Raw genomic sequence first — 6,023 nt, forward strand, 5'->3', positions numbered from 1 at the left:
GAATTTTAAAGGTAAATATGTTGCAAATACTGCATTTTAATAAAAAGTAGTCATTTCTTGTAAAATGGATAGTTTTTAGTAAAAATCAATATAATTATAATATAAAAATAAAACTTTTCAGAAAATTCATATAAAAAGATGGACTTTTTATCAATAATTATATGCCAAAATAATCCAATTTATTTTCTATTATACCGATATGAAATGTATAAATCAATAGGAAAGACAACTAATATAACATATTCTATATATATAGTATAGCAAAATTTTACAAATTTTAAAGTAAATATAAACTATCCATTTTACAAGAAATGGAAACTTTTGGAATGTGTTTATTTGCTAGTGGTTTATAATCAAATAGAGGTGCTTTAATGGGAGGAAATTTTTATGAGGAAATTACAAAAAAAATTAATGGTTTTTTTATTTATTTGTATAATTTTACAAGTTAAATATACAACACCAGTCTATTCTTTACATAAGCTTTATAAAAATAACTCCATAAATAACTTTGAATTCAACTTATTTAATAAACAATTTATTAGCTACTATGCATTGCAGATAATATTTACTATGACGATAATATGTCTAGTACTTATTTTTTATATAGTATATGATAAATTAAGTTTAAGAGTTAAATTACAAAATATAGTGTATACAGATGGTCTTACAGGAGCAAGTACTATGGATAAATTTGTAATTGATGCTAAAAAAATATTAAGCAAAAACACTCAAGAGAAATATGCGTTATTATATATAGATATTGATAAATTTAAGTATATAAATGATTTGTTCGGATATGAAGTGGGAAATAAAATTTTATGTAGTTTAACAAATATTATTAAACATAATATATTTGAAGAAGAAATATTTGCAAGGATATCTGCTGATAATTTCACAATAATTATGAAATATAGAGAAGAAGAAGATATAATAAATAGATTAGAATGTATATTTAAAGAATTGGATTTATTTAATAATAATCAGGAAGAAAAATATAAATTAGTTTTAAGCTGTGGAATATACTTTATACTTCCAGAAGATAAAGATATCAACCCAATAATAGATAGAGCTAATATACCTCATAAAATGGCAAAAGGAGGACATAAAAGTTCATATGCATTTTATGATAACAAGATTCATGATCAAGAAATAAAAGAAAAAGAGATGGAAAATACAATGTTCTCAAGCTTAGAAAATAAAGAGTTCATAGTGTATTTGCAACCTAAAATAGAACTAAATACAGGAGAAATACAAGGTTCGGAAGCACTTGTACGATGGAAAAATCGTGATAAGGGATTAATTCCTCCAAGTGAGTTTATACCATTTTTTGAGAAAAATGGTTTTATAATAAATTTAGATTTATATGTACTAGAAGAAGTTTGTATACAGCTTAGAAAATGGATTGATGCAGGTATAAACCCAGTAACTATTTCAGTTAATGTCTCAAGAATCCATTTATATTGCAATAATTTTATAGAAACCTATAAAAATATAATTGATAAGTACAATATACCTGCAAAATATATAGAACTTGAATTAACTGAGAGTATTATATTTGATAATTTTGATATTTTAATTGATATAATGAATAATTTAAAAGAGATAGGCTTTTTAATATCTATGGATGATTTTGGTTCAGGGTATTCATCATTAAATATGTTAAAAGAAATTCCTATGGATATCTTAAAACTTGACCAAAAATTTATCATGGAAACATATAATAGTAAGAGAAGTAAAATAATTGTTACTAAAGTTGTAGAGATGGCAAAGGAATTGGGGATGAAAGTAATATCTGAAGGTGTAGAGACAGAAGCACAGTTTAAACTATTGAAGGAAGTCAAATGTGATATGGCACAAGGATATCTATTTGGAAAACCAATGCCAATTGAAGAATTTGAAAAATTGATTGCATACACTTCAGCAAAAGAATAATTAATTTACTTTATAAAAAATGAATAAGTTATATTAAAAATGAACTCTAATCTAGTGTTCATTTTTTATGTGGATTTTTATACATCTATTTATTGAAATATGTAAACATTAACAAATATAAATATAGTCTTACCTCATATAGATTAACTAAAATACTAGAATGTAGTATCTATTGGTGTCATCTATTGAAATTACATTCCAGTATTTATTTTGCAGTAATGATTGTATAACTCTTGAACTTTTGATTTTATCAATGTTTTAAGCTCAACTGGTTCTAGTACTGTGGCCTCTTTTCCAAATGACAAGAAATATTCAGCTACCCAGTTTAGTGTTGTTTTTGAGATATACATATCTATGTAGCCGCCATTAGGAAAAATAGTCAATCCTTTTGCTAATAGAAATTCTGTCTCACAGCGTTTTACTCCTATATCTGTTAGTTGAATTTTAATATGATAATCTTTAGCAACTTCTAAATTTTCAAGATATTCATGTATTGAATTTGGAATACTGTATTTTGAACTTGTTATATTTTCTATATTTACAATCTTTTCAATTCTGTCTACACGAAATTCACGGATAGATTTTGACTTTAAGCAATACGCTGGACAGTACCAAAGACCATTCATTGCATATAAACCAACAGGGATAATAGTTCGGATACTTTGGTTTTTATTTGATGAATATTGAACTGTAAGAGCAGAATTATTTGTAATTATGTTAAATAGTTCTTTCAATAAGGGAGAAGAGCAATGTTTATCTGGTGTCCAGAATACAATTTTATTTTGTATTTGAGTAATATTATGTTGTACATCTGCTGGTAGACAATTTAAAAACTTCTTTAATACAGAGACTTTCTCTTGTTCAAATGGCAAATCACGATAAAAAGCTAATGATTGATAGGCAAAAAATATTGCTTTTGCTTCACTTTCTGAAAAGGTAATTGGTGGTAGTATACGTTCTTTTAACATATGATAACCACCTGTTGCTCCTGTTTCTGAATATAGAGGGAATCCCATGCTTTCTAAAGCTTGTAAATCCCTAAGTATCGTTCGTTTTGATACACAAAATTCTTCAGACAATTCTCTCAAGGTAAAATTTCTTTTTGCATTTATAGTTATTATCAATTCAATTAAGCGCTCAGCCTTTGACATTTTTCTACTCCTTTTTTTATAATAGTGACAATTATTGTCACTATTATATGATAGGATATTATCATGTTGAAAGCAATATAAATATTACAGAAAGGATAAGATATTTAATATGAAAGCTGAGGATATATTCAATTACTGTGTATCAAATTTAGATGATGTTGTTTTAACAGACAATTGGGGGGAAAGAGGTATATTTTATAATCCTAATGGTATTTTAAAGAAAGGAGTATATGTTCTTACTATCAAAGAAAAAGATGGTGAAAATGACAAAAGTTCATCACTCAACCGAAGTAATGTTTATCGTGTGAATGTATGTTTGAAAAAGGAAACATTTATTAAAATGTTCGATTATATTCCAAAGCGTCCAGAGGCTGGGCAAATTGTGAAAATGGATTTTGATTTTAAAAAAATGGATACAATTATGCCTCATCCTGTTTACGCATGGATGGGATGGGTGTGTGTCTTAAATCCTTCAGAAAAAACATTTAAAGAATTAAAAGTAATGATACAAGAGTCATACGATTTTGCTAAGGAAAAATTTGCTAAAAGGATAAAAAAGTAATAGTATGTGAACATAATTATAATAAAGGCTACCAAGACCTGAAAATACAATTCTATTTTTTCACTTCATATATTCTTATAGATTCACATAAAATTTGGTAGCCTTGAATGAAAATCTCTAAACCAGACAAGAGAAAAATAAATACCAAATGAAATATCAAAAAACATAGTGATTAAGGAAATTTCTTGTATTATACCTATTCAGACCTGAAGATTTTGAGATTTAATAATAGGTTTTAAAATGCTATTTTTTATAAAAACTATATTTAAATGAAAAAGCTTGTAGATATTTATAATTTTATCTAAAAATAGTTGACATATGAGCTGTGTTATTATATTATTGTATTAGGTTATTAATACAATAATATAATAACACAATAAGGAGGCATGAATATGGAATGGGAACTTGATAATAACAAACCTATATATATACAATTAGTAGAACATCTAAAGTTAAAAATAGTTTCAGGGGAAATAAAAATAGGTTCTAAATTAGAAACAGTAAGAGCACTTGCAGAGGATGCTGAAGTTAATCCAAATACAATGCAAAAAGCTTTAACAGAACTGGAAAGACAAGGATTAGTTTATAGCCAAAGAACAAAAGGAAGATTTGTAACAGATGATAAGGAAAAAATAAAAGCTATGAAAGAGGAAATAGCCAATGTTGAAATAAATACGTTAAAAGAAACTTTAGTAAAACTTGGATATGACAAAGATGAAATGTTAAAACTTATAACAGAAAATTTGAAAGGGGAATTATAAAATGGATAAAAATATAAATAATGTTTCTCAAAATGACATAGTTGAATTTAAAGGTGTAAATAAAAGCTATGGAACTAAAAAAGTTTTAAAGAATGTTGAATTGAATATACCAAAAGGAAAAATAGTTGGCTTGTTAGGTCCTAATGGAAGTGGTAAAAGTACAATGATTAAATTGATGAATGGATTGTTACAACCTGATGATGGTGAAATTATGATAAATGGAATGAAGCCATCTATAGAAACAAAAAAAATAGTATCATACTTACCAGAAAGAACTTATTTAAACGACTGGATGAAGGTATCAGACTTACTTAAATTTTTCTATGATTTTTATAGTGATTTTGATGTTAGAAGAGCAAATGAAATGATTAAGAGTTTAGATATTGATGTAAATGAAAAATTAAAAACAATGTCTAAAGGAACTAAAGAAAAAGTACAACTTATTCTAGTCATGTCAAGAAAAGCAAATATATACATTTTAGATGAACCTATTGGAGGTGTTGACCCAGCTGCAAGGTCATATATACTTAAGACTATACTAAAAAACTATTCTGAGGATAGTACTTTGTTGATTGCAACTCATTTAATAAGTGAGATAGAGAATATATGTGATGAAGTAATATTTATATCTAAAGGTGAGATAGTATTACAAGGAGATGTTGAAGCAATAAGAGAGGAAAAAGGTAAATCTATAGATGCATTATTTAGGGAGGAATTCAAATGTTAGGAAAACTATTAAAATATGAGTTAAAGGCAAGTGGAAGAACGTTTATACCATTATATATAGCTATAATAGTAGTGGCTATATTAAATGGAATATTTATGAAGATTGATATATTCCAAATACAAGGAATAGGAATACTTGTTCTTACAAGTCTTTTTATGGCACTAGGTGTTTTAACTATTGTAGTTACAATTCAAAGATTTAGAAAAAATCTTTTGGGAGATGAAGGATATTTAATGTTTACTCTTCCTGTTAGTACTAGTTCGCTTATATTATCCAAATGTATAACAGCACTTATATATGCGGTACTTAGTTTTATAGTTGCAGTAGTTACATTTTCAGTACTAATGTTTTTTAGTGCTTCTGGAATTGAATTTGCTGAGATTTTAGATTTTTTTAATAATGTTTTTAAATTGGGATTTGAAAACTTTTTAGATATTTTCTTGTTATTATTAACAATGCTTATTTCATATACTTCATTCATTTTATTGCTATACACAGCAATTTCAATGGGGCAATTACCAAGATTTAATAAACATAGAAATGTATCCGCATTTGTTTCTTTTATAATTATAAATATGATAATATCAACTGTTGGTAATACAATTGAAAGATTTTTACCAAGAGAAAATACTAATATGATTTATCATTTATATCAAAGCTCTCATTTTATGTTTGCTATACTTGGTAGTATTATACTTTTAGTAATATTATTTATTGCTACAAAATATATACTAGATAGAAATTTAAATTTAGAATAGATATTTTTATAAAGAGCCATCTTTTAGAGTTACCCTAAAAGATGGCTCTTGTTTACTTTAATAAGTAACCAATTGAGTATTATGTAAACAGAAATAAATTCTTATATATGGTTAAATGTGTATGTGTATTAT

General features: G+C 26.0%; 6 protein-coding genes. 5 read left to right on the top strand and 1 reads right to left on the bottom strand.

Going from position 1 to position 6,023, the window contains the following annotated elements; genetic code table 11:
* Positions 1–387 precede the first annotated feature (387 nt).
* Positions 388–1,932 carry a bifunctional diguanylate cyclase/phosphodiesterase gene (locus KGF52_RS19960; protein ID WP_227841388.1) on the top strand — a complete coding sequence of 515 codons (1,545 nt, stop codon included), beginning with the start codon at positions 388–390 and terminating at the stop codon, positions 1,930–1,932.
* 191 nt (positions 1,933–2,123) lie between these two features.
* Here the strand turns inward: KGF52_RS19960 and KGF52_RS19965 are convergent, their stop codons facing one another.
* Positions 2,124–3,083, bottom strand: coding sequence for a helix-turn-helix transcriptional regulator (locus KGF52_RS19965; RefSeq protein ID WP_227841389.1), 960 nt, complete (start codon positions 3,081–3,083; stop codon positions 2,124–2,126).
* Between the two features lie 109 nt (positions 3,084–3,192).
* Here KGF52_RS19965 and KGF52_RS19970 point away from each other — a divergent pair, with 109 nt between their 5' ends.
* The 4 genes from KGF52_RS19970 to KGF52_RS19985 all read left to right on the top strand — a co-directional run bounded on the left by KGF52_RS19970 (position 3,193) and on the right by KGF52_RS19985 (position 5,891).
* Complete coding sequence (locus KGF52_RS19970) at positions 3,193–3,645, top strand: DUF6194 family protein (RefSeq protein WP_227841390.1); 453 nt, start codon at positions 3,193–3,195, stop codon at positions 3,643–3,645.
* A 392-nt stretch (positions 3,646–4,037) separates the two neighbouring features.
* Entirely contained in the window at positions 4,038–4,406 is a 369-nt protein-coding gene (locus tag KGF52_RS19975) for a GntR family transcriptional regulator (RefSeq protein ID WP_227829746.1), read from the top strand.
* A 1-nt stretch (position 4,407) separates the two neighbouring features.
* Entirely contained in the window at positions 4,408–5,133 is a 726-nt protein-coding gene (locus tag KGF52_RS19980) for an ABC transporter ATP-binding protein (RefSeq protein WP_227829745.1), read from the top strand.
* Positions 5,127–5,891 (top strand): ABC transporter permease, encoded by a 765-nt coding sequence (locus KGF52_RS19985; protein WP_227829744.1) that lies wholly within the window; start codon positions 5,127–5,129, stop codon positions 5,889–5,891. The genes KGF52_RS19980 and KGF52_RS19985 overlap by 7 nt, the downstream gene beginning before the upstream one ends.
* Positions 5,892–6,023: the final 132 nt, after the last annotated feature.

The organism is Clostridioides sp. ZZV15-6597, assembly GCF_020657815.1.
Lineage (GTDB): Bacteria > Bacillota > Clostridia > Peptostreptococcales > Peptostreptococcaceae > Clostridioides.

Coding starts and splice junctions, on each gene's coding strand:
- KGF52_RS19960 (WP_227841388.1), top strand. CDS start 388: ATGAGGAAATTACAAAAAAAATTAATGGTTTTTTTATTTATTTGTATA.
- KGF52_RS19975 (WP_227829746.1), top strand. CDS start 4,038: ATGGAATGGGAACTTGATAATAACAAACCTATATATATACAATTAGTA.
- KGF52_RS19985 (WP_227829744.1), top strand. CDS start 5,127: ATGTTAGGAAAACTATTAAAATATGAGTTAAAGGCAAGTGGAAGAACG.
- KGF52_RS19970 (WP_227841390.1), top strand. CDS start 3,193: ATGAAAGCTGAGGATATATTCAATTACTGTGTATCAAATTTAGATGAT.
- KGF52_RS19965 (WP_227841389.1), bottom strand. CDS start 3,083: ATGTCAAAGGCTGAGCGCTTAATTGAATTGATAATAACTATAAATGCA.
- KGF52_RS19980 (WP_227829745.1), top strand. CDS start 4,408: ATGGATAAAAATATAAATAATGTTTCTCAAAATGACATAGTTGAATTT.